Annotated in this window: 23 protein-coding genes; 7 read left to right on the plus strand and 16 right to left on the minus strand. The window is 64.7% G+C overall.

Translation table 11 applies throughout. The features are described from left to right. The first annotated feature begins 45 nt into the window (after nt 1-45). Entirely contained in the window at nt 46-1,467 is a 1,422-nt protein-coding gene (locus V5279_RS26385) for an MFS transporter (RefSeq protein WP_338689440.1), read from the plus strand. A 100-nt stretch (nt 1,468-1,567) separates the two neighbouring features. On the opposite strand, the gene clpA is transcribed toward V5279_RS26385, so the two are convergent. Continuing rightward, a complete protein-coding gene (clpA, locus tag V5279_RS26390) occupies nt 1,568-3,976 on the minus strand; it encodes an ATP-dependent Clp protease ATP-binding subunit ClpA (protein WP_166296963.1) in 2,409 nt (802 codons plus the stop codon). A gap of 257 nt (nt 3,977-4,233) precedes the next feature. Next, nucleotides 4,234-4,566, minus strand: coding sequence for an ATP-dependent Clp protease adapter ClpS (clpS, locus tag V5279_RS26395; protein ID WP_029083287.1), 333 nt, complete (start codon nt 4,564-4,566; stop codon nt 4,234-4,236). A gap of 499 nt (nt 4,567-5,065) precedes the next feature. Here clpS and V5279_RS26400 point away from each other — a divergent pair, with 499 nt between their 5' ends. Continuing rightward, entirely contained in the window at nt 5,066-6,946 is a 1,881-nt protein-coding gene (locus V5279_RS26400; protein ID WP_338689444.1) for a pilus assembly protein, read from the plus strand. 73 nt (nt 6,947-7,019) lie between these two features. Here V5279_RS26400 and V5279_RS26405 read toward each other — a convergent pair whose 3' ends face one another. Then, nucleotides 7,020-7,358 (minus strand): phasin family protein, encoded by a 339-nt coding sequence (locus tag V5279_RS26405; RefSeq protein ID WP_029083285.1) that lies wholly within the window; start codon nt 7,356-7,358, stop codon nt 7,020-7,022. Between the two features lie 423 nt (nt 7,359-7,781). On the opposite strand from V5279_RS26405, the gene V5279_RS26410 reads away from it, so the two are divergent. Continuing rightward, nucleotides 7,782-9,569 (plus strand): D-alanyl-D-alanine carboxypeptidase, encoded by a 1,788-nt coding sequence (locus V5279_RS26410; RefSeq protein WP_338689447.1) that lies wholly within the window; start codon nt 7,782-7,784, stop codon nt 9,567-9,569. 343 nt (nt 9,570-9,912) lie between these two features. Here V5279_RS26410 and V5279_RS26415 read toward each other — a convergent pair whose 3' ends face one another. Further along, entirely contained in the window at nt 9,913-10,632 is a 720-nt protein-coding gene (locus tag V5279_RS26415; RefSeq protein WP_338689449.1) for a DnaJ domain-containing protein, read from the minus strand. A 129-nt stretch (nt 10,633-10,761) separates the two neighbouring features. Between V5279_RS26415 and V5279_RS26420 the strand changes: the two genes are divergently transcribed. Then, nucleotides 10,762-11,169, plus strand: a complete 408-nt coding sequence (locus V5279_RS26420) for a DUF302 domain-containing protein (RefSeq protein ID WP_338689451.1) — start codon at nt 10,762-10,764, stop codon at nt 11,167-11,169. A 13-nt stretch (nt 11,170-11,182) separates the two neighbouring features. Here V5279_RS26420 and V5279_RS26425 read toward each other — a convergent pair whose 3' ends face one another. The 5 genes from V5279_RS26425 to V5279_RS26445 all read right to left on the minus strand — a co-directional run bounded on the left by V5279_RS26425 (nt 11,183) and on the right by V5279_RS26445 (nt 15,467). After that, nucleotides 11,183-11,923 carry a VWA domain-containing protein gene (locus V5279_RS26425; RefSeq protein WP_338689453.1) on the minus strand — a complete coding sequence of 247 codons (741 nt, stop codon included), beginning with the start codon at nt 11,921-11,923 and terminating at the stop codon, nt 11,183-11,185. A gap of 115 nt (nt 11,924-12,038) precedes the next feature. Further along, the gene (locus tag V5279_RS26430) at nt 12,039-12,980 is read right to left on the minus strand and encodes an alpha/beta hydrolase family protein (RefSeq protein ID WP_338689455.1); all 942 of its coding nucleotides are present in this window, start codon (nt 12,978-12,980) and stop codon (nt 12,039-12,041) included. 430 nt (nt 12,981-13,410) lie between these two features. After that, entirely contained in the window at nt 13,411-14,238 is an 828-nt protein-coding gene (locus V5279_RS26435; protein ID WP_338689457.1) for an AraC family transcriptional regulator, read from the minus strand. Between the two features lie 9 nt (nt 14,239-14,247). Next, nucleotides 14,248-14,520, minus strand: coding sequence for a hypothetical protein (locus V5279_RS26440; protein WP_338689459.1), 273 nt, complete (start codon nt 14,518-14,520; stop codon nt 14,248-14,250). Between the two features lie 23 nt (nt 14,521-14,543). Further along, nucleotides 14,544-15,467, minus strand: coding sequence for a division plane positioning ATPase MipZ (locus V5279_RS26445; protein WP_338689462.1), 924 nt, complete (start codon nt 15,465-15,467; stop codon nt 14,544-14,546). A 281-nt stretch (nt 15,468-15,748) separates the two neighbouring features. On the opposite strand from V5279_RS26445, the gene panC reads away from it, so the two are divergent. Both panC and V5279_RS26455 read left to right on the plus strand, forming a co-directional pair. Further along, nucleotides 15,749-16,600 (plus strand): pantoate--beta-alanine ligase, encoded by an 852-nt coding sequence (gene panC / locus V5279_RS26450; RefSeq protein ID WP_166296979.1) that lies wholly within the window; start codon nt 15,749-15,751, stop codon nt 16,598-16,600. A 68-nt stretch (nt 16,601-16,668) separates the two neighbouring features. Beyond that, nucleotides 16,669-17,421 carry a hypothetical protein gene (locus V5279_RS26455; protein ID WP_338689465.1) on the plus strand — a complete coding sequence of 251 codons (753 nt, stop codon included), beginning with the start codon at nt 16,669-16,671 and terminating at the stop codon, nt 17,419-17,421. A gap of 25 nt (nt 17,422-17,446) precedes the next feature. Here V5279_RS26455 and V5279_RS26460 read toward each other — a convergent pair whose 3' ends face one another. From V5279_RS26460 to V5279_RS26480, 5 genes are all read right to left on the minus strand, one after another. Further along, complete coding sequence (locus V5279_RS26460) at nt 17,447-17,887, minus strand: DUF1489 family protein (protein WP_024581318.1); 441 nt, start codon at nt 17,885-17,887, stop codon at nt 17,447-17,449. Between the two features lie 131 nt (nt 17,888-18,018). Then, complete coding sequence (locus tag V5279_RS26465; RefSeq protein ID WP_338689468.1) at nt 18,019-18,966, minus strand: hypothetical protein; 948 nt, start codon at nt 18,964-18,966, stop codon at nt 18,019-18,021. Between the two features lie 153 nt (nt 18,967-19,119). Beyond that, nucleotides 19,120-19,323 carry a hypothetical protein gene (locus V5279_RS26470; protein ID WP_018272021.1) on the minus strand — a complete coding sequence of 68 codons (204 nt, stop codon included), beginning with the start codon at nt 19,321-19,323 and terminating at the stop codon, nt 19,120-19,122. 218 nt (nt 19,324-19,541) lie between these two features. After that, the gene (locus V5279_RS26475; protein WP_166205628.1) at nt 19,542-19,910 is read right to left on the minus strand and encodes a YidB family protein; all 369 of its coding nucleotides are present in this window, start codon (nt 19,908-19,910) and stop codon (nt 19,542-19,544) included. A 108-nt stretch (nt 19,911-20,018) separates the two neighbouring features. Continuing rightward, on the minus strand, nt 20,019-20,675 hold the full coding sequence (locus tag V5279_RS26480) for a glutathione S-transferase family protein (RefSeq protein ID WP_338689474.1): 657 nt from the start codon (nt 20,673-20,675) through the stop codon (nt 20,019-20,021). A 136-nt stretch (nt 20,676-20,811) separates the two neighbouring features. Between V5279_RS26480 and V5279_RS26485 the strand changes: the two genes are divergently transcribed. Next, a complete protein-coding gene (locus V5279_RS26485; protein ID WP_166296985.1) occupies nt 20,812-21,489 on the plus strand; it encodes a DUF599 domain-containing protein in 678 nt (225 codons plus the stop codon). Nucleotides 21,490-21,502: 13 nt separating this feature from the next. Here the strand turns inward: V5279_RS26485 and V5279_RS26490 are convergent, their stop codons facing one another. Together V5279_RS26490 and V5279_RS26495 are read right to left on the minus strand one after the other, a co-directional pair. After that, nucleotides 21,503-22,396: a hypothetical protein gene (locus V5279_RS26490; protein ID WP_338689478.1), complete on the minus strand. Its 894-nt coding sequence runs from the start codon at nt 22,394-22,396 to the stop codon at nt 21,503-21,505. A gap of 134 nt (nt 22,397-22,530) precedes the next feature. Then, nucleotides 22,531-22,710 (minus strand): hypothetical protein, encoded by a 180-nt coding sequence (locus V5279_RS26495; protein WP_029083270.1) that lies wholly within the window; start codon nt 22,708-22,710, stop codon nt 22,531-22,533. Nucleotides 22,711-22,870 lie beyond the last annotated feature (160 nt).

Genomic DNA, 22,870 nt, shown 5'->3' on the forward strand with positions numbered 1-22,870 from the left:
ATCCGGTAAGCGCGCCGATGCTGGAACCGAAAGCAACTTCACGACATGTCGTCCGCGATCATTGAGCATCCCGACGGGCTGCCGCAGCCGCAGCGCAATTGGGCCATTCTCACGATCGCACTCGGCCTCGTGATGGCCGTCGTCGACGGCTCGATCGCCAACGTGGCGCTGCCGACCATCGCCCGGGATCTCGACGCCAGCCCCGCATTCTCGATCTGGATCGTCAACGGCTACCAATTGGCGATCACGATCTCACTGCTGCCGCTGGCCTCGCTCGGCGAGATCATCGGCTATCGCCGGGTCTATCTGGCGGGACTGTTGCTGTTCGCGCTGGCCTCGCTGTTCTGCGCACTGTCGCACACGCTGCCGCTGCTGACCGTCGCCCGCATCCTGCAGGGATTTGGCGCCGCCGGAATCCTCAGCGTCAACACCGCGCTGGTTCGCTTCATCTATCCGCATTCGCTGCTCGGCCGCGGCATCGGCGTCAACGCGCTGGTCGTCGCGATCTCGGCCGCGGTCGGCCCGACCATCGCCTCGTTCATCCTGGCGATCGGGACTTGGCCCTATCTGTTCGCCATCAACGTCCCTCTCGGCATCATCACGCTGGCACTGGGCTGGCGCTTTCTGCCGCACACCATGCCCGCCGTGCACGCCTTCGACTGGCAAAGCGCTGCGATGAGCGCCATCGCATTCGGGTTTGGCATCAGCGCGCTCGATAGCGCCGGCCATGGCGAGGCGCTGTATCTCTGCGCATTGGAGTTCGCCGTCGCCGTGGTTGCCTCGCATTTGCTGTACCGGCGGCAGCAGCATCTGCCCTCGCCGCTGCTGCCGGTCGACCTGCTGCGGATTCCGATCTTTGCGCTGTCGATCGGCACCTCGATCGCCTCGTTCTGCGGCCAGATGCTGGCCTTTGTCGCGATGCCGTTCTATCTCGAGAACCATTTCGGATATTCCGCGGTGCAGATCGGGCTGTTGATCACGCCGTGGCCGATCGCGGTCGCCTTCGCCGCCCCGCTCGCCGGCTGGCTGGTCGAGCGCTATCCGGCCGGCCTGCTCGGCGGCATCGGCCTGCTGTTGTTCGCATTGGGATTGGGCACGCTGGCATTCATGCCGGCCAACGCGACGCCGATCGACGTGATCTGGCGGATGGCGCTTGCCGGTGTCGGCTTCGGCCTGTTCCAGACCCCGAACAACCGCACCATGATCGCCGCCGCCCCGCGCGAGCGCTCGGGCGGCGCCAGCGGCATGCTCGGCACCGCGCGCCTGCTCGGACAGACCATCGGTGCTGCCCTGGTGGCGTTGCTGCTGGCGCGGTTTCCGGCCGACGGCACAAGGATCTCGCTGATGGTCGGCGTCGGCTTTGCGCTGGTCGGTGCCGTGCTCAGCACGCTACGGCTGTCATCCGTCGGCAGCCGCGGCGCCGAGCAGGTGCGGGTTCATGAGGGGCAGCGTTTGAAGGGCGAGTGAGGCGGCATACGATCCGGATTGATCGCGTCATGCGCCAATCGTCGCCAAACAAAAAGGCCGGCTGTTCAGCCGGCCTTTTCATTTGATTGCTCACTGCGCCTCAGGCCTTGACCATCGGACCCTTCGAGGCCGGCCCCTTGGTGCCGCCTCCGCCGCCGTTGTTGGGACCGCCCTTCGGCGGCTTGCGCTTGCGCGGCGGCAGGTTTTCCGGCTTCGGCGTGACCGGGCCCTCGACATACTCGAAGCCGATCTTGTCCTTGGCGGTCGCCTCGTCCTTGACCAGGACGACGCGGACATGCCCGCCGCCCTTGAGCTGGCCGAACAGAACCTCATCCGCGAGCGGCTTCTTGATGTGCTCCTGGATGATGCGCGCCATCGGACGCGCGCCCATCTGCTCGTCATAGCCGTGCTCGATCAGCCAGGCCTTGGCAGGCTCGGACAGCTCGATCGTGACGTCGCGGTCGGCGAGTTGCGCCTCGAGCTGCAGCACGAACTTCTCGACCACCATGCCGATGACGTCGGCATTGAGGTGCGCGAAGGAGACGATCGCATCCAGCCGGTTGCGGAACTCCGGCGCGAACTGGCGGTTGATCGCCTCGTGGTCGTCGCCTTCCCGCTTCGAGCGGGTGAAGCCGAAGGCCTGCCGCGCGAGGTCGGCCGCGCCCGCATTCGTGGTCATGATCAGGATCACGTTGCGGAAGTTGACCTGCTTGCCGTTGTGGTCGGTGAGCCGGCCATGGTCCATGATCTGCAGCAGCACATTGTACAGATCCGGATGCGCCTTCTCGATTTCGTCGAGCAGCACCACGCAATGCGGATGCTGGTCCACGCCGTCGGTGAGCAGGCCGCCCTGGTCGAAGCCGACATAGCCGGGAGGCGCGCCGATCAGGCGCGACACGGTGTGCCGCTCCATGTATTCGGACATGTCGAAACGCAACAGCTCGACGCCAAGCGAGGCTGCCAGCTGCTTTGCGACCTCGGTCTTGCCGACGCCGGTGGGGCCCGAGAACAGATACGAGCCGATCGGCTTTTCCGGCTCGCGCAGGCCGGCCCGCGACAGCTTGATTGACGCAGCCAGCGCCTCGATCGCCTTGTCCTGGCCGAACACCGTTCGCTTCAGCGTCTGCTCGAGATGCTTCAGCACCTCGGCATCGTCCTTCGACACGCTCTTCGGCGGGATCCGCGCCATGGTCGCGATCGTGGTCTCGATCTCCTTGATGCCGATCGTCTTCTTGCGCTTGCTCTCGGCGACCAGCATCTGCGCCGCACCTGACTCGTCGATCACGTCGATCGCCTTGTCGGGCAGCTTGCGGTCGTGGATGTAGCGCGACGACAACTGGACGGCCGCCTCGATCGCCTCATTGGTGTATTTCAGCCGATGGTAATCCTCGAAATAGGGCTTCAGGCCCTTGAGGATCGCGATCGCATCTTCCACCGTCGGCTCGTTGACGTCGATCTTCTGGAAGCGCCGCACCAGCGCGCGGTCCTTCTCGAAGTGCTGACGGTATTCCTTGTAGGTGGTCGAGCCCATGCAGCGGATCGTGCCCGAGGCCAGGGCCGGCTTCAGCAGGTTGGACGCGTCCATCGCGCCGCCGGAGGTGGCGCCGGCGCCGATCACGGTGTGGATCTCGTCGATGAACAGGATGGCGTTCGGATGCGCCTCCAGCTCCTTCAGGACCTGCTTGAGCCGCTCCTCGAAATCGCCGCGGTAGCGGGTGCCGGCCAGCAGCGTGCCCATGTCGAGCGAGAACACGGTCGCGGCCGCCAGGACTTCCGGCACATCGCTATCGACGATGCGCTTGGCGAGGCCTTCGGCGATCGCAGTCTTGCCGACGCCGGCTTCGCCGACGAACAGCGGGTTGTTCTTCTGGCGGCGGCACAGCACCTGGATCGCGCGGTTGATCTCGGCATTGCGGCCGATCACCGGATCGATCTTGCCGTCACGCGCCTTCTTGTTGAGGTTGACGCAATAGGTATCGAGCGCCTCGCCCTTCTTCTTGGCGTCCTCGTTGCCCTTGGTCTCGGTTTCCTCGTCGACGCCGCGCACCGGCCGCGCCTCGGAGACGCCGGGCCGCTTGGCGATGCCGTGGCTGATATAGTTGACGGCGTCGTAGCGCGTCATGTCCTGCTCCTGCAGGAAGTACGCAGCGTGGCTCTCGCGCTCGGCGAAGATCGCGATCAGGACATTGGCGCCGGTCACTTCCTCGCGACCGGACGACTGGACGTGAATCACCGCGCGCTGGATCACGCGCTGGAACCCGGCCGTCGGCTTCGCGTCGTCGGCGCCGTCGGTCACCAGATTCTCGAATTCGGTCTCGAGATAATTGACGAGGCTGGTCCTGAGCTTGTCGAGATCGACGCTGCAGGCCCGCATCACCGCCGCCGCATCCGAGTCATCGATCAGCGACAGCAGCAGATGTTCGAGCGTCGCGTATTGATGGTGACGCTCGTTCGCGATCGCCAATGCACGATGCAAGGATTGTTCAAGGCTTTGAGAAAAAGTAGGCATTCGCGTCCTCTATGGCCCCCGGCCATCATGATCGCCATTACCGGGTCAGGCAATAACAACCTTCGTGATCGCCATTGATATAGTTACGACGGATCGTGGCGAAAGACCGGCCCCGACACGATGGTTTTCCTCTAAATTGCAGGCTCCGGAACGTCGCATGCGGCCACGCCCGTGATCATACGGGACGTGCGGCTGCGTCATGAAACGCGATGCAAGACCCGTTCCGCGGCCCGCGGCGGGTCAATCGTTCCAGCGAACTACTTCTTTTCCATCACACATTGCAGTGGATGCTGATGCTTGCGCGCGAAGTCCATGACCTGCGTCACCTTGGTCTCGGCGATCTCGTAGGTAAACACGCCGCACTCACCGATCCCGTGATGGTGAACATGCAGCATGATCTTGGTCGCCGCCTCGGCGTCCTTGTTGAAGAATCGTTCCAGCACGTGAACAACGAACTCCATCGGCGTGTAGTCGTCGTTCAGGATCAGGACACGATACAGGTTCGGCCGCTTGGTCTTCGGCTTGACCTTGGTGATGACCGAGGTCGACGGGCCGGTGCCCGCGCCGTTGCGGTTGTCGTCATTGCTCATTGTCGGCGCATGCGCGGCGGCGACCGCCGGCATGGACGAAACCGGCTCGGAGATCAGGGCTGTAGACGTAAGTCGCAACATGGCTCAGGCGTTCGAATTCCCCAGGGGAAACCGGTTGGCGATTGGAAGGTGGTCGCGATGGCCGCAAGACTGATCGCGGAACCCCCAGCAATGCTTTCCAGATTGCCGCTCCCGGTTCGATCCGGCGGCCGGATCGACCTCCCGAATATGGGCCTCGCGACGCCCTGCCGCAAGCGCAGAACCGCAGCGGCCCACCGGTCCGATTCCGGGCGCGGCAACCCTCGGAAGGTTAATCATTTCTGCCTGATTTGACAAAGGATCAGGGCAGCCAATTTAGACGCCATTGAGGATAGCGAGTACTTTTGCCCTGATTTTGACCCTTCCGCAGGGCCGGCTGCCGGGTTTCCCCAGCCCGATTCACCATCTGTTTAGCCGCGCGCGTAGAGATGGCCCAGCAATCCATTTTGACGAGAGCGCCATGCTTGGTTCAGCCATTTCCAATCGCTTCCGCTCGGCTGCCCGCCGGTTTTCCAGGGCTACCGACGGCAATGTCGCGGTGATCTTCACCCTCGCAATCCTGCCGCTGATCGCCTTCGTGGGTGCCGCGATCGACTACACCCGCGCCAACAACGCCCGCTCCTCGATGCAGGCGGCGCTCGATTCCACCGCACTGATGCTGTCCAAGGATCTGACCATGGGCAGCATCACGGCCGCCCAGATCCCCAGCAAGGCCACGACTTATTTCACTGGCCTTTATACCAACAAGGACGGCCAGGGCATTTCCGTCTCGGCCACCTATACGACCCCGACCGCCAGCACGGCGGCGACCATTCTGCTGAGCGGATCCGGCTTCATCAAGTCTGACTTCATGCAGCTTGCCGGCTTCCCGACCATGAATTTCAGCAGCTCGACGACCACCACCTGGGGCAACGTCAAGATGCGCGTCGCGCTCGCCCTCGACAACACCGGATCGATGGCCCAGGACGGCAAGATTACCGCGCTGCGCAACGCGGTGGCCGCAACCGGCGGACTGATCGACCAGCTCAGCGCGCTGAGCAAGAGCAACGGCGACGTCTACATCTCCGTCATTCCGTTCGCCAAGGTCGTCAATGTCGGCACCGGCAATTCCGGCCAGAGCTGGATCGACTGGACCGACTGGCTCAATCCGCCGACCACGCAGCCCGCCAACGGCACCATGCAGGCAAGTCTGCCGATGAACTGGCATGCGGTCGGACCGGGTGCGCGCTGCCCCTGGACCACCAGCAGCGGCGGCTTCAGCTGCGTGAGGAATCCGACCAGCACGTCCACCACGAACTACATCCCCTCGAGCGGGACCTATTCCGGCTACATCTGCCCGAGCGTCGATGCCAACTCGCACACGCGCTACAACGGCTGCTGGGTGAGCACGGCGGCTGGCACCGGCGTGTTCTGCACCGGGTCGTCGTCCTGCGCCTGTCCGACGGATTCCTCCGGCAACGCCGTGAGCGGCTGTAGCTGCTCTACCAGCGGTGGCGTCAAGTCGTGCACCGGCAATCTGTATACCCACAACTGGACGCAGCCGGGCCCCAACGACACGACCGACAATCCGGGCCAGCCCCGCGTCAGCGCCGTTGTCGGATGGACCAACAACAAATGGACCGCGACCACTCAGACGCCCACCGTGCAGAACGACTGGCGGCAGGCGTCCACCAATCCGATCGGCAACTGGACGGGCTGCGTCGCCGACCGCACCCAGCCGAACGATGCGACCGGCGTGCTGCCGGCGTCGTCCGACGTCACCACGCTGTTCCCGGCCAACGAGTACTATGAGAACAGCACGTACTACTGCAACACCAGCGTTTCGACGCCGCTCGAGGCGATCATTCCGCTAAGCTACAACTGGACTACGCTCAAGAATGCGGTCAACGCCATGCAGCCGACCGGCGGCACCAACCAGGCGGTCGGACTGGCCTGGGCCTGGCAGTCCCTGCTGGTGGGCGGTCCGTTGAACGCACCGGCGGAGGATTCCAATACGACCTACAACCGGGTCATCATTCTCTTGTCCGACGGTCTGAACACCGAGGACCGCTGGCCCGACTACGGCGACGGCAGCTCGCAGGCTTCCGGCAATCCGATCGACGCAAGGCAGGCGCTGATGTGCCAGAATCTGAAGGCCGCGACGGATAGCGGCGGCCGGCCGATGTACACCATCTACACAATCCAGGTGAACACCGGTACGCCAGCCGATCCGACCTCGACCGTCTTGCAGAACTGTGCGAGCAGCGCCGACAAATTCTACATGCTGACCAGCTCGACCCAGATCGTGTCGGCGTTCAACTCGATCGGAACGGCGCTGAGCAAGCTGCGGCTGGCGAAGTAGCCGCCCGCTTCAGGCACAACAAAAAAGCCCGGCCGCAACGGCCGGGCTTTTCGTTTGTCTCGATCAGCGGGGCTTACTGAGCAGCCGGCGTGAACTTGGAGACCAGGCCCTCATAGGGCTTGAAGGTCTGCTTGGCGCAGTCGCTGTACAGGCCGGCGATCTTCTGCGATTCCGCGACGAAGGTCTCGTAGGACGAGCGCAGGTACTCGGTCTGCGCCTCGAGCGCCTTGTCCAGCGACTTCACGCCCGACAGCTTCTCGACGAACGACTTGGTGTCCTCAAAGGACTTCTTGGCATAGTCGCCATAGGCGGTGGCAATGGCCTGGACGCCGCTTTGCAGGTTGTTCGCGGAGGCGGTAACCGACTCCATATGCTCTTTGCCGTAGCTCTGAATGTCTTCGATCTTGACCATGGATAGAATGTCCTTTTCCCAGACTTGAACGCGCAAATTCCCATGCCGGGAAGCTCCCGGCCCCCTGACTTGATCAGAATACCGCATCGCACAATAAAGTCAACAAATATTGTGCAACGCACAATCACGCAGCCCGAATCTTCGGCATTTGCGCTAAACCCCGGGCGACTGCGCAACGGTTGCTTAATCTTTTGGAAACTCGGTCCGCCTAACCTGATTCCCGGGCTCTTGTTCGCCTTCCAACAGACGGCCCCGAAAGCTGTTTGTGAACAACACCTTAGCTAGAAGAGCGACCTGAGCGGCCACCGCGGCGAATGGGTTCTGCCCGAAGTGGTTGGTTGCGCAGGCAAGGATCGATGGCCGCCGGGCACAATTTCGCCTCACGAGCCAGTGATCTAGATAGAAATTGGGACGGGGAAGTAGATGCTTCGAACAACCTTGGCCTCCTCGCGGGCGCTGCGAGTTGGCGTTCTTGGGCTCGTGACCGTCACGACGGCGATCCTGATCACCAGTGATAGCGCGGAGGCGCGCCGGCACCGGCGCCACTACGCTCGGCACCACAACAGCGAGCCCGCGCGCGAAAGCTACAGCCCGCAATTCGCGACGATCATTGTCGACGGCAACACCGGCTCGGTGCTGACATCAAACAGTCCCGACGGCCTGCGCCACCCCGCCTCGCTCACCAAGATCATGACGCTCTATCTGCTGTTCGAGCGCCTCGATTCCGGAAAGATGAAGCTCGACACCGAGATGCCGGTGTCCGAGCACGCCTCCGAACAGGACCCGACCAAGCTCGGCCTGCGGCCCGGCCAGACCATCAAGGTCGAAGACGCCATCAAGGGCCTGGTCACCCGTTCCGCCAATGACGCCGCGGTCGTGATCGCTGAGGCGATCGGCGGCAGCGAAGACGATTTCGCCCGCATGATGACCCGCAAGGCCCGCGCGCTCGGCATGAGCCGGACCACCTATCGCAACGCTTCGGGCCTGCCGAACGACGAGCAGATCACGACCGCGCGCGATCAGTCGACCCTCGGCCGCGCGATCCAGGACCGCTTCCCGCGCTATTATCGCTACTTCTCGACGACGGCCTTCAATTTCCGCGGCCACACCATCACCGGTCACAATCGCCTGCTCGGCAGCGTTGAGGGCGTCGACGGCATCAAGACCGGCTACACCCGCGCCTCCGGCTTCAACCTCGTGACCTCGATCCACCGCGGCAATCGCTTCCTGGTCGGCGTGGTGCTCGGCGGCCGCAGCGGCGGCTCCCGCGACGCCATCATGCGCAACCTGCTGGCCGAGAACATCGGCAAGGGTGCGACCACCCGCACGGCCGCCGCGATCACCGAACGCAATCCGGCCGACGCCAATGTCGAGGTCGCCGATGCAGACGATGCACGCGCTTCGGCGGAGACCACGCCGGTCGCAGCGGCGGAGCCCGCCGCGCCTGCGCCGATGCCGGCGCCGCGCCCGGCCAAGCCCTCCCTGATGGCAGCGGCCGCTGCCGCCCTGCCGCCGCCTCCGGCAAAGCCGGAGCCGCAGGCCAAGCCCGAGCCGGCGCCGCTGACCTCAGGCGTGATCCAGACCCAGCCGATCGCGGCGATCCCGGGCTCGGCTGAACCGATGAAGCCGGTCAAGGTGAAGACCGTCCAGGTCAAGGCCGGCCAGATCAAGCTCGCCGCCGCCGGCCCGGTGCAGGCCGCGCCCCCGATCACCAGCACGATCCCGTCGCGCGGCGAGATGCCCGAGACCTCCAATGCGATGATGGCGCGTGCCGCCGAGACCTCGAAGCCCGAGATGCCGCCGCAGCCGGCCAATTTCGGCACCGGCAACGGCATCCTCGGCGTGCTGCCGGCTTCGGCCGTGCGTGCGCCCGCCCCGCCGGCGCCGCAGGCCGTGGCGTCGATCGAGCCCACCCGCAGCCTGCAGGCCGCGCCGCAGACCAGCGCCGCCAAGCCGAGCGCCGCGCACACCGGCTGGATCATCCAGGTTGGTGCGCTGGAGACCGAAGGCGAAGCCAACAAGCGTATCGATCTCGCGCGCAGCTCGGCCCGCGGCCTGCTCAGCAAGGCGGATCCGTTCACCGAGGTCGTCGCCAAGGACAATCGCAAGCTCTACCGCGCCCGCTTTGCCGGTCTCGAGCGTGACCAGGCCGAAGCGGCTTGCAAGACGCTGAAGCGCGCCGAGATTTCCTGCATCACCGTTCGCAACTGATCGACGCCGGAGTTTCGGTTCTGATTGAATCAGAACCGAAACTCTCGCTTCCTTGTTTTGACGCGTTTTCTTCACGCGAACCGGTGTCCACTTCGCTCGAAAACGCTTTTGACTGCTGATCTCAAAGGGCCGGCGCCAAAAGCGCCGGCCTTTTGCTTGGCATGCCGCCGCAAGAAAAACCGAGCCGTCAGCGCGCGGCGCAATCATGAAACTTCTCGTCAAGCTTTTACGGTTAAGTTTTCCCGAAAGAACATCGGTCACGCCGGACAGCGGCGGGCCAGACAGGGCGTCGATCAGAGACGGAAGGCAGCTCTCGGCTGTGGCGTTGTTGGCGTAGCCGGAGTCAGAGATGCGTGCGAAGCAGAGTATCCTTGGCCTCGTTCACCCGGGCCGCGAGGTACGTCGAGCCCCCCTGGTCGGGATGGAGTTTCTTCATCAAGGTGCGGTGAGCGCGGCTGATGTCGTCGCGCGACGCGCCCGGCTGCAGGCCAAGGATCTGATAGGCCTCCTCCTCAGTCATTTTGCCGCTCGCCGCCGCACGGCTCTGCCGCCCTGCCCGGTCGCCCTGCGCGTCCTGACGCCAGGCGGGAAAGCGGCGGTCCAGATAGCTTTCAAGTAGCGCGACGCTCTCGGCGTCGAAGCTCGGGACCATCGCCAACAGCTGCGACAGGTCGAACTCGTCGAGCATGCGGCCGGCCTGCGGTCCGGCCACGATCTGGCCGCTGAGCACACCGCTGCCGTGATCAAGGCTCATGTCGAGATATTGCGAGCGCACCCGCGAGCTCTGCCCCGCGCTGCGCGAACCGCCGAACATGCCGCCGAAATTGGGGAAGCCGGTATTGCCGAACGGCGACCAGCCGAGCAGTCCGGCGCCGAAGATGCCGAGCGGAATGGCCACCGCCAATTCGCCCCGCACACCGGTGAAGGCCGCAACGGCGAGCGCAAGCACCCCGCCTCCGATCTTGATTGCGCGCGCGAGCACGGCGGGATTGGCCGCACGAAACATCTGCAGCGCGGAATACAGGACGACAATTGCGACGACGCCGGCGATCAGGGTTGGCATGCGCAGAATATAGGCGGCCCGGCGACAAAAAGCATGCGAACCTTCGTCTCACCGGAGCGTGAAGCGCAGCCGCGTGGCGCCAGCCCCCGCCATTGAGTAGCTTGCGCCGACCGCACCGGAGGACAGTTGATGGCGATTGACGGACTGATCAGCCTTCGCAGCAATGTCGGGCCGAAGCAAACGGCCGATCGGCTCAAGTCCGAACTCGAGGCGCGCGGGCTGACCCTGTTCGCGCAAATCGATCACGCCGCGGGCGCCGCCGGCGCCGGTCTCGCGCTCCGCCCCACCGAGCTCTTCGTGTTCGGCAATGCGAAGGGCGGCACCCCGCTGATGCAGGCCACACAAACGATCGGGATCGATCTGCCGCTCAAGGCGCTGGTCTGGCAGGACGCCGGCGGCGACACTTGGCTCTCCTACAACGATCCGGCCTGGCTCGCCGAACGGCACGGCGTTGCGGACAACACCCAGGCGGTGACCGCCGCCATGTCGGCGTTGCTCGGCGCAATTGCAAAGACCGTGACGTCAGGCGGGGCCTGACGCGCCGCACCCCCTACTTTATCTGGCCGATCAGCTTCGCCGCACCGCTTGCGGTCTTGGCCAGCTGCAATAGCGCCTCGCGGCCACCCGCGGCATAGGCCGCGGCGGCGCGCAGCAGCTCGCGGAGCTGCGCGGCCGCGCCGGGATCGAACCTGCACCATGCGCCGCCGGTCAGCCGTGCGATCTCGCGGAACGCGTGCTCGGCGGCCGCGTCGTGCCCTTCCTGGAACATGAAGACCGGCACCTTGAGCAGGCCGAGTTCGCCGGCCTTGGTGCAGAGCTCGTCGACGCTCTCCTCCATCGCGTCGCCCACGAACACCAGCGCGCGCACGCCCGATGCGACCGCTTCGCGACGCGTCTCCGACAAGACCTTGCCGATCTGGGTATTGCCGCCCTGGCAATCGATCTTGCTCATCAGCCGCGCGAGCTGCGCGCTGTCGGAGATCCAGCCGGTGGCACGGCATTCGTTGAAGCCGCGGTAGTACACCAGGCGAATATCGAGGCTGCCGAGCGAGCCGGCCTCGCGGAACATGTCGGCCTGCAGCGTGCATGCCATGTCCCAGGTCGGCTGCCGGCTCATCGTGGCGTCGAGCGCGAACACCAGCCGGCCGCGTGCGCCGGCGCGATGCGGCGACATCGCCCGCGCCTTCGCCACGAACGCGGCGATGTCGTTCGCGGTCGACGACGGCACGTCCGGAGTGTCGGCCGGGCGTACATCGCTTCCGGATGTCGGTTTGATTGTCTTACCGGCCATCAGCGCTTGCCTCGTGCAGCAAACACTATGTGGGCCGCGCCGTCGAGTTGGTCAACGTAGCGGATCGATCAAGATCGCGGACCCCTCTGCCCGGATCGGATCCCGGGCGGCCCCGTCAATTGGTGATCGACGGATCCTTCTTCGTCTCGGTCTTGGTCAGCGAGAGCGACTTCTTGACCTTGTCGGTGAAGGTCTGACGCTTCTCGATCGGCACGTAGAGCGAGACGGGACCCGGCTCCAGAATCTTCGGCGGCGCATTCCTTGTGTCGACCGCAGCGACATCGCTGTCGGTGTCGGCCAGGAATTTATCGAGCATCGCCTGGATCGAGTCCTTGGCCTTCTCGGGTCCGGTGTCGCGCATGTCGTTGTGCTGGAAGTTGGTGTTCACAACGGTGATGCCGGCCTTCTCGCACTCCTCGGCATCGGGAACGACGCCGGGATCAGGCTTGAACTGCGAGTCGTGGGAACGGAACGACAAAATCTTGAACCTGCCGTCGGTCATGAACGGCACCCGCAGATTGTCCAGCGTCACGACCTTCTTGATTTCGTCGGGATACTGCTTGGCGAAATACATCGCGATGTCGCCGCCATTGGAATGGCCGACCATCGTCAGCTTGCTGTAATCGGCGTTCGGGTGACGCTTCTTCATCTCCTCGATCGCGAATTTGATGTTGGTGATGCCGCGCTGATACTGCGGCAACCGGCCGACATAGATCTCGCCGACCTTGGTCACCATCGGTCCGTCCGACGGCAGGTCGTTCTGAATGCTGATGGTCAGATAGCCGCGCGCCGCGAACACGTTCGCGAGGAAGGAATATTCGGTGAATTTGACGGTATTGCCATGATTGAGGATCGCAACCGGCAACTTGATCATGCCAGCGTCGGCCTGCATCTCCTTGTCGAAGCGCACGGCGACGTCGACTGCGACCGGTCGCTCATCGCGAGTCGGATCCTTGAACATGATGGTTTCGTGACGGATCGCCCACTTGCTCGCGGTGAAGTAAGCCGCCGTGACCACCACACAGAGCGAAAGCAGAACGGAAATTCCACGCTTCATGACGTCCTCAAGGCGCCCGCCTTACAGGGCTGATTTTCGCCGGAGGCTCTGCGGCCTCCTTTCTCAGAATATATGTCACAGCGCCGTGACAGGAAGTCCAAATATTGTGGCTTTGACGCCATAACGTTGTGCGCTGCACCTATAGTTTGTGCATTTGCTTCTACCGCGTTGGCGCGATGGCACCGCAGCACCTCACCCGCCGGCATGACGGATAAGGGAGCGATGGCGCCCTAGTCAAACCGGATTTCGGCTGCTTTGTTCCGGCTTTTTGGCCACTCTGTGGCAAAAATCACCGGAAAACCACGGATTTCAACCGATTTCGGTGTAAATGACCAGCTTCAGGCCGGGATCGTCATTGGCCTGGAAACTGCGTATTCGAAACGCAGCCGGCCGCGCCTGCGCCGGGTTCTGAACCCGGTTGGCCGATTCCTCAGTCCGGCTGGCCGATTCCTGGGACGTCATCCGGGTTGCCCGCCCCGGACGCGTGCTTCGCGAGCGCGACGCGCCGGAATTCAGTCGGTGTCAGATCGGTGGCTGCCTTGAAGGCCCGATTGAACGGGCCGATCGACTGGAATCCGGCGTCCATGGCGATGGTCAGCACCGGAACTTGCTTTTGTCCGGGATCCGCCAGGGCCGTGCTGGCATCCTCGATCCGGTAGTGATTGAGGAAGGCATTGAAGTTGCGATACCCCAGTCCTTCATTGATCAGCTGCCTCAGCCGGTATTCCTGAATACCGAGCTCTGCAGCCAGCGCGCCGATGGTCAGTCCTTCACGCCGATAGGCGCGCTCCACGGTCATCAGCCGCAGCAGCCGGCGCAACAATTCGGGGTCGACCGCGGGCGGCTTATCCTCTCCAGGTGCCACAGCACTGGTCTCGCCCGGCACCCTGTCCGTGGTGGGCAGAAAAGCGGATGCCTGCTGCATTCTGGCCGCCTGAAACAGGCTCCATCCACTGAGGCTCAGCAGCACCCACAGCCCAACCGCGTTGGCGATGCTCCAAACGGAGGAGCCGAACGCGGGCCAAAGGCCGTGAAAAAACCCCGCGACGCTATAGGTCACCGCGCCGACCAGGACGACGGCGCGCAACCGCCGTCGTCCCGCCACCAGGTCCAGGCGCCATGTCGGGAGTATCTGCGCCGCAGCCAAGAGAGCGAGGCCGAGATAGACCAACGACAGCGGTCGATCGAGGTCGCCTCTGAGCACGGTTCTTGCGGGCCAGAGGTCAAACAGTTGCGCGCCGGGAATGGCGACCAGCAAGGCGCCATGTCAGGGCCGCAGCACGAAATCGTCATCGAAGGTCGCGCGCGCCCAGAGCCAGAGCAGGACCGCCCCGCTGCTGGGAAGAGCGGCCAGGATCAGGCTCCAATATGGCCATGGCCGCGGAAACCCCGGCGCCGAGGAAATCGCTGATGCCGCAACGGCGACCAGCAACGCGGCGCTCAGGCGCACCGCCGTGTCGCTGCGGTCGCGAAGCAGCACGCCTGCGATCAACAACGCCAATCCGACCGCGGCGCCCCGACAACCCAGATCGATCGCCATCAACGCGCTGCTGCTCACGATCGCTAGCTGCCGATGATGTCGTGGACTTCCAGCGGCTTGTCGACCTGGCTGAACCATTCCGCCCGGTTGGCGGCCCGGCGGCGGCCGCGCTCGTCGAGCGGCAGCTTGAGCTGGCGTAACAGGCCCATCACCTCCTCGCGCGCGGTGACGTGCCCGAGATTCGGGCGGGTACCGAGCGTCGCCTCGTCGATGTCGTCGAGCGCCGTCAGCCCGCGCGGGAAGAATTCGCGATAGACCACCCGCTCGGCAAAGCCGTCGACCGAACGGAACCCGAGCCGCAGCGAGAGCTGCTTGAGGCCGTCGGCGACCAGCTGCTTGTTGCGTGAGCCGAGCATCGACAGGCGGTTGCGCACCACGATCCAGTCGGTCGAGGCGCCATCGAGCTGGCGCCGCTTGCGTCTGGTGTCGCGCACCATCTCGGCATAGTGGCTCTCGCCGGTCACCGCATAGGTCGCGGCATCGACGGTGCCCAGCACGTCGAAATCGAGGAAGCTGTCGTTGATCGGCGTCACCAGCGTGTCGGCCATCGAATGCGCGAGCCGCATCAGGTAGCTGTCCGAGCCCGGCGTATCGATGACGATGAAATCATAGCCACGTTCCACCGCGCTCACGGCTGCCATGAACTGCTGGAACTCGGCGTTCTCGTTGTCCTCGATCTGCATCGTCTCGCCGTACTTGATGCAGTGGTGCGCCGGGAGTTCGAGATCGAGCCCGGAGCGCCGCGCCCAAGCCTGGCGATTATTGATGTAGCGGGTGAAACTTTGCTGGCGGCAATCGAGATCGATGGTGGCGACGCGTTGTCCGGCCTTCAGGAGCGCGACGGCGATATGCAGGGCGGTGGTCGACTTGCCCGAACCACCCTTCTCGTTGCCCAGCACGATGACATGCGCGGAGCCGGACTGACCCTGACTAGCCTGCACCAACATGATTCAAACCCCGGCAATGATCTTCAAATCGCGCACGGCTGCGGTCAAGTGAAATGCATCACGGCGAGAGGAATTCAATTGAAGCCGTCCTTAATGATGAATCGATCAGGCAAGATGGCTGCGTCGATCGGCGGCATGACTTGCGTGATCCACGCGCGCCCGGGATCGGGTAAGGCTGGTCGCGACGCGACGGTTTGCCGATAGCGGTGCGGTCTTGATAAGCTGCGCCACCCGCCGAACCGCAAACATCCCACCCGGATCGCCCCACGAGTTGAGACCAGATGCCGAGAAATCCCACCGTCGTTCGTACCGTCCCTGCCCTTCGTCGCGCCGTCGACGCCTTCCGCGCCAAGAAGGCGGCCGTCGCGTTGGTCCCGACCATGGGAGCCCTCCATGACGGCCATGTGTCGCTGGTGCGGCTTGCCAAGCGCCGCGCCAAGCGGGTCGTCGTCTCGATCTTCGTCAACCCGACCCAGTTCGCGCCGACGGAAGATTTCGGCTCCTATCCGCGCACCTGGAAGGAAGACGTCGCCAAGCTCGCGGCCGAAGGCGTCGACCTGATCTGGCATCCGGAGGTGAAGGCGATGTATCCGGACGGCTTCGCCACCAGGATCGTGCCGGAGGGTCCGGCCACCGCCGGACTCGAGGATCGCTTCAGGCCGCATTTCTTCGGCGGCGTGGCCACCGTGGTCGGCAAGCTGTTCACCCAGGTCCGGCCCGACGTTGCGATCTTCGGCGAAAAGGATTTTCAGCAGCTCCGGGTCGTCACCCAGATGGCTGTTGACCTCGACCTCGGCGTCAAGGTGATCGGGTCCAGGACGGTGCGCGAACGCGATGGCCTCGCGATGTCCTCCCGCAACGTCTACCTCTCGGCGGAGGAACGGCGCACCGCCCCGGAGTTGCATCGGGTGATGAAGGAAACGGCGGGGCGCCTGCGTGCCGGCGAGGACACCGCAACCGCGATGGCCGCCGGCGCCGCGCTGATCACCAAGGTCGGCTTCGTGCTCGATTATCTCGAGGTTCGTCACGCCGCCTCGCTGGCGCCGATCGGCTCGCTGAAGGACGGCCCGATGCGGATGCTGGTGGCGGCACGGCTCGGCAGCACACGCCTGATCGACAACATCGCTGTGTAGCCATGCCGCGTTGAGCTTGCTCCGATGCCGCGACGCAGGGATGATCGCGCCTTTCAGGGGCGGTCGGAATGAACAATCTTTACAGGCTAGGCATTCTTCTCGGCATCGCGCTGTTGGCCACCGGCTTGGCGCAGGCGCAGACCCGGCCGCCGGTCGGCGGGGTCAATTCCTCGCCCGGCGCGATGATCTTCTATGTCGCGCATGGCGCACCTGATGCCTGCGGCCCCGGCTGCTCGGACTGGATCGCCGCCGAGGGCGTCGTGCAATGGGACACCTACAAGCGGCTGCTGGCGATCCTCGACCGTCAGGCCGGGCACAAGCTCCCTGTCGTGATCAATATCAAACAGGGGTCCGACCTCACCGTCGCTGCCAGCCTCGGCCGGATCCTGCGCGGTCGCGGCATCGACGCCACGGTCGCTGCGACCGAGGTCGAGGCCTGCAACGGGAAATCTGACGCGGACTGTTTTGCACTCAAACGCCCCGGCGGCCCGCTGGATGGGAAGGAAAAGCTCTCCGATGTCCCCTGCGAGCTCGCCTGTGTATTGGTGCTTGCAGGCGGCGTGCATCGCAGCCTGCCGCCCGGCAATCGCGTCATCCTGACCGCCAGAATGGCGATCACCAACCGGCTCGCGCCCAACGTCTCGGACGAGCATCGCGAAAGCCTGACCTCGATCTTCACCGATCAGTTCCGGCGATATCTCGGCGAGATGGGGATCGATCACGAACTGCTCGACGTCACCGTCAACAGAGCGGGTGGCCGCTATGTCGAAATCCCGGCATCCGAATGGGGCCGGCTGCATCTCGTCACGCAGTCGCAGTGATCCTCGGCAGCCGCCGTCCGATTGCTCACAGCAATCCGAGGTCGCGCAGCTCGCGGCGCATCGGCTCGGGCATCGACGCCACGCTGGCCGCGCTCGATTTGGTGAGATCTGCCGGCGCCGAGTCCGCGGTCAGATAACGCCAGCCCTGGAACGGCCGCATAGGCCGCGGCGAAACCGCGATCACCTTGGGCTGCATGACCAGCCGGCAGCGTCCGATGCCGTCCTTGTCGCGGAATGGCTCGATGGCGATGATCTTCTCGCGCGCGGCGATCTCGCCGCGGATCACCCAATAGAGCGAGCCGCCGGCAAGGAGCTCCTCCTCGCGCTTCGGTGTCATCCGCGTGATGTGGACGTGACGGAGCGGCAGGCCCTTTTTCTTCGCGGTCGCCATCCGTTCGGCGACCCAGCCCTTGAGTTCCTTGACGGAGTCGCAACCGACGGCGAGCTTGATGAGATGAAGCGGCATGCGCCGGATGTAGCGGCCGGCGCGCACTTTGAAAAGGGAGCGCTATCCACGGCGGTGGATATCGGGATTTACTGCGCGAAACAGTGCAATGGCGACGGCTCAGGCCGCGGTCATCGCGCTCATCATCACGCCTATTCCTGGCCCTCGGCCGCCGCCGGCGCACTCGCAGCGGCGGGGGCCGCAGGCGCGGCGGGAGCCGGCGCGATCTGGACCGGGCGCTTCGCCGCCGGTGGCCGCTTCGGAGCGGCAGGCGGCGCGGCGGCAGCACGGGCGGCCGGCGGCGGAGCCGCGGCAGCCGGCTTCGTCGACGGTTCAGGCGTCATGATGCTGACCGGCGGCGTCGACGCCGCGCTCGGGAACTCGGCGTTGGTTGGCCTGCCCGTGGGTATCGACTGCGGCAGCGCCGCGACCAGACCGGCGGCCGACGGCTGGCCGGCGGGCGCGTTCCAGGACGAGGCGTAGCGCGTGACCAGGTTCTCGTAGGTGCGCTCGTTCATGTTGGCGATGATCTGATGATTGTCGCCGAGCGAGCGGAACGCGGGGCACGCGGTCGGTGTGCAGTGGTCGCGCGCCATCAGCGCATAGGCGACCAGGCCGTAACGGTCATGCTCGATGGCGCGGCGCAGTGCCTGCAGCTCGGTGGTCGCGTTGCGCTCCGCCGTGGCGAGGTCGCCGAGCGCGGTCAGGCGCGAGACCTGGGCTGCCGCATAGCTGACTGCCGCCGCCGCGGTATCCGATGAGCCGAACAGCACCTTCTCGCAGGCATTGAGAACGGCATCTCCGGCGAGGTCGTCGACGCAGGCCAGCGCCGGCACCGTCTGGCCGGTCAATTGCGCCGTGCGTGTCTCGGCCGGCGACGCCGTTCCGCCCGGCCCGAAGCCGCGGATCGTCGCGGCGACCGCAACCGCGATCGACAGCAGCGTGATGACGGTCAGCGCGCCGTTGGCGACGGATTTTTCCGCGCGCAGCAGCGTGACCAAAACGACCACCCCAAAGAACCCGGCGGCGGCCAAGGTCAGCCACATCGGGAAGGTCGGCGAGCGCCACACCTGATCCAGCGAAGTCCAAGCCCAGTTCATGCGCGATGTCCCTCAACGCAGCGTAAGCACAATCGGCGACGGCCAACGCCGCCACCACGGCACTCGACCTTCAGCAGAATGTGTCTGCGAACAGGGCCTTTTGACGGCGACGGCGCGGAACCCGCTCCAGCCACCGGCTTGCGCACAACTCCATCAGGACAGCGCGAGCTGACTCTCCTTGGCCACCCGTTCGAACGCTTCGGTCGAGCTCTTGATTCGATACTGGCAGTCGTCACCATCGGTCGGCAGCAGGCGGATCACCTGGTAGGTGCCGCTCGCGGCGGGGCGCGCCACATTGCTGGCCGTGAAATAGACGGTCTCGCCAATCGAGTACTTATGCTTCAACGCCCTCTCCATTTTCTTAGAGATTGCTGGCTGAGCTGACAGTCCCGATAGCTCTGGCCGGCATTTTGAGAACCCTGCGGCAACCTAGCACAGGGCAGGGCTCAAAATCCAGCAACATTGGGGCATGGCAAAGGTGCCATTTTTGCAGGTTTTTCAGGGCGATAGGCAGCAATTTATGTGCCAGCCGGAAATTGCCCGCAGACCCGGCCGAAACCGGGTTCCACCGTCCCTCAGGCGGTATGCGGCAGCTTGCCGTTGGGGCTCGCGCTGTCGACCGCGGTCGGCAGTTGCTGGGCCAGCACCTTGGACAGTTCGTCGACCGGAATGTTGAACTTGGCGGCAAGCTGCCTGACGGTGTCGCTGCCGAGCACCTCCTGAAGCTGCTCGGCCGTGATCGGCAGGTTCTGGCCGGTGCCGATCCAGGATTTGACCTGCTCGCCAAGGCCGGCCTGCTGGAGCTTGGCGACGATCGCCGACAATCCACCCTGCCCGCCATTGCCCATCACCTCGCCGAGCACGACGGGGATCACCGCCGCCCCGAGCTGGCCAAGCATGCCCTTCAACTCCGGCGAGTTCTCCAGGGAATCCAGAATGCCCATGGTCTAAGTCCTTTCACGACTTGCAAAACCGGTTCTTCGGATTCGACGTCTTCGGCCCCGCGGCGTCAAGCCGCGATCTTTGCCGCCGCTGTCACATTTCGGAAGCGGTCAGGCGTCCTCGAATCGGTCGATCAATAGCGTCTCGGCGAGGCCGTCCTTCGTCCATTCCTGGAACGCCGGCAGCGACATCATGGCGTCGACGTAATGCTGCGCCTCGGCCTTCACCGGGATCGCATAGGTGCGGAAGCGATGCACCACAGGAGCGTACATCGCATCCGCCCCGGAAAATGCCCCGAACAGGAACGGGCCCTGCTTACCGTAACGCGCGTGGCACTCGGCCCAGATCTCCTGGATCCGCGCCACATTGGCGCGCGCGTCGTCCGACAGCGCGACGGCACGGATCGGCCGGTGCAGGTTCATGCCGCACTCGCTGCGCAGCGGCACAAAGCCCGAATGCATCTCGGCTGAGACCGCGCGGGCATGCGCGCGCGCGGCGCGATCCGCAGGCCACAGCTTCGCCTCGGGAAATTTTTCGGCGAGATATTCGATGATCGCCAGCGAATCCCACACCGTGACGTCGCCGTCGATCAGAGTCGGCACCTTGCCGGCCTTGCTAAAGCTCAGGATGCGATCCTTGTCGGCCTTGTTGTCGGTGTAGAGCGGAATGAAGACTTCCTCGAACGGGATGGCGTTGGCGCGCAGCGCCAGCCAGGGCCGCATCGACCATGACGAATAGTTCTTGTTGCCGATGACGAGCTTGAGCATGTCCGGAGAATCCTGTTGTCACCGCATGTTGCCATAGTGCATTGCACGCGTTCAACCTGTACATGACGCGGAACGCCGCGCGGCGCGGCAGCCGCGCATTCACAGAGGCAGCCGCGCGTTCACGAAGGAAGGCACCATGACCGGCTATTGGGCCGACATCCTGGCCGTCAGCTTCTTCGCGCTGGAATGGCTGGTCTACGCCATCACGCTGGAGCACAGCGCCTATGGGCGCGACAGCCTGTCGGCGCGGATGCATGTCTATCGCGAGATCTGGGTGCGCAATCTACTCAATCGCGAGGCGCGGATGGTCGACATGCAGATCATGGCCAGCCTGCAGAACGGCACCGCGTTCTTCGCCTCCACCAGCCTGATCGCGATCGGCGGCGGGCTGGCGCTGCTGCGCGCCACCAACGACGCGCTCGCCGTGCTCGGCGCATTGCCGGTCGACCTCTCGCCCTCGCCCGCTCTGTGGGAGATCAAGTGCATCGGGCTGATCCTGATCTTCATCTACACCTTCTTCAAATTCGCCTGGGCCTATCGCCTGTTCAACTATGTGGCGATCCTGTTCGGCGCGATGCCGCCGGCCGGCCAGCGCGACACGCCGGAGGCCGAGGCCCATGTGGTCCGCACCACGCGACTGTTCGAGACGGCGGGCCGGCACTTCAACCGCGGTCAGCGCGCGTTCTTCTTCGCGCTCGCCTATCTCGGCTGGTTCGTCAGCCCCTGGGTGCTGTTCGTCACCACCGCCGCCGTCGTCATCGTGATCTGGCGCCGGCAGTTCGCCTCGAATGCCTGGCAGGCGATGGGAAGCTGACGCTTGTCTCGGCTCACGACGCGAAGTCGCGCGGCGTGAAGTCGAGGTCGAGCACCTTCCATTCGCCGTAGCGATCCCTCGGCAGCATCGCATAGGGCTGGCAGGCCTCCAGCGCATCGGTCGCGCTCTTCAGCAACAGCGGCCCTTTGGCCGACGCGCTGGCCTCGATCAGCAAGGGCGATGAGGCGAGCTTGCCGTCGGGCTTCATGAACACCCTGAGCTTGACCCTGACGTCATCGGCGCTGCTCAGCGTCGGCGGCAGCTTCATGCAACTCTTCAGATGGCGGCGGAATTCGGCTGCTACGCTGGAGCCGACGTCGGCCTTCTCGGTCGCCGCCGCGTCGAAATTGTCCTTGCCGGGCCCGGGTCCGGCCGGCGCGTCGGCGGGCGCCTGCACGGAGATGTCGGGCGGCAGGCCCAGCATGACGTTGTATTTGACCGAGAGATCCGGCTCGGGCTGCACATAGGCGGGTGATGCCGGCGGAGCCGGTGGCTGCGGCGTCAGTGGAGGCGTCGGCGGCGTGGGCGGGACGGCCGCCGCCGTCTGCTGCGGCGACGGGCTGGGCTTGGACGCCGGCGGCGTCGGCGGCTTCTGCGCGGGCTGCGGCGCATTCTGTTGCGGCTGTGGTGCAGGCGCCTGCGCTGACGGCTCCGGCTTGGCGGTGTCGATCGGCTTGTCGAGCGACGGCAATTGCAATTCGGGCGTCGGCGACGGGCTCGGCACCGGTTCGGGCTCGGTCTTGATCTCGGACTTGGCCGCCTCCTGCGGCGTCACGATCTCGACCGGCACCGTGTCAGCGGCGACGGGATCGAACTGATGGACCTCCGAATAAAGGAAAATCAGCGCGAGCAGCATCAGGTGTACGAACACCGACGCCATAAGATCCGCGTTTGGCCGAAACTTCATCCCACTCGATCACGTCGTGATGCTCCCCTGCCCGGCACCATAGCGGGCAATCAGGACCGGCCTCAATCCCATTCTGGTTCGGGCGGCGGATCCCGGAAGGGAGCCACCGCCCATCATCAGCGCGCAGCAACGTCTCAGTAGCACGCGCGGTTGCGTGTCCTGCAGGGGCGGTTGTTGGCTTGCCCGGTCGTTTGCCCGGCCTTCTTGGCACCGGCCTTCGGCGGGTTCTGCTGGGCGACCGCATCAGTCACTAAAAGCGGCGCCGTTACAGCACCCGCGAACAGAATACTCAAGAGAACGACTATGATTTTCATCGAAACCTCCCTTGAAAATGTCGGCCGGGAAAATCGGGCAAAAGAGATCGGCCGCAGCAAGGCGAACGGAAAAGGATTTCGAAGTCAAGGTATTTTGGAACCAGAGATTGCAAGCAGGGCCGAAGACCAGTCAGGCGATGCAGCGGGTCACCCGGTGGCC

Source organism: Bradyrhizobium sp. 26S5, from assembly GCF_036923295.1.
Classification (GTDB): domain Bacteria; phylum Pseudomonadota; class Alphaproteobacteria; order Rhizobiales; family Xanthobacteraceae; genus Bradyrhizobium; species Bradyrhizobium septentrionale.